The sequence below is a fragment of the Neobacillus paridis genome (assembly GCF_016765675.1).
In the GTDB taxonomy this organism is placed as follows: domain Bacteria; phylum Bacillota; class Bacilli; order Bacillales; family Cytobacillaceae; genus Neobacillus; species Neobacillus paridis.
The window spans coordinates 1-565 of sequence record NZ_JAESWB010000336.1; the positions used below are offsets into that span (position 1 = coordinate 1).

Consider the following 565-nt stretch of genomic DNA (forward strand, 5'->3'; position numbering starts at 1 on the left):
CCTCGCGGCTGATGCGGCCGCGCTCCATCTGCGAGAGCTTGTACTCCCATTCGCCGGTCAGTTCCGGCGCGGTCAGTTCATTCACGCCCAGGCCGCGCAGCAGCGTCATCAACTGGAAAGCCTTGGCGGTCGGGATGATTTCACGGCCTTCGCGCAGCAGGTACTTTTCATTGAGCAGGCCTTCGATGATGGCCGCGCGGGTTGCCGGCGTGCCCAGGCCCTTGCCCGCCATCGCTTCGCGCAGTTCCTCGGAATCGACCAGCTTGCCGGCGCCTTCCATCGCCGACAGCAGCGTGGCCTCGGTGTAACGCGCGGGCGGCTTGGTGACCAGCGCCACCGTGTCGACCTTCTCGGTCTTCACCTGTTCGCCCTTGGCCACCGGCACCAGGATGCGGTCGCTGCCGGCCTTTTCTGATTTGTCCGACTTTGCAGCACTGTCCTCGGCGACTTCGCGGCCATACACCGCCAGCCAGCCGGGGTTGGTCATCACCTTACCCTCGCTCTTGAACTGGTGGCCTTCCACCTCGGTGAAGCGGGTGGTGACCTGGAATTCGGCGGCGGGGAA

General features: G+C 65.1%; 1 protein-coding gene. It reads right to left on the reverse strand.

The genetic code is table 11. The features are described 5' to 3' along the window. A partial coding sequence (locus tag JK635_RS29105; protein WP_235888248.1) for a DNA topoisomerase occupies positions 1-565 on the reverse strand: 565 nt, incomplete at both ends.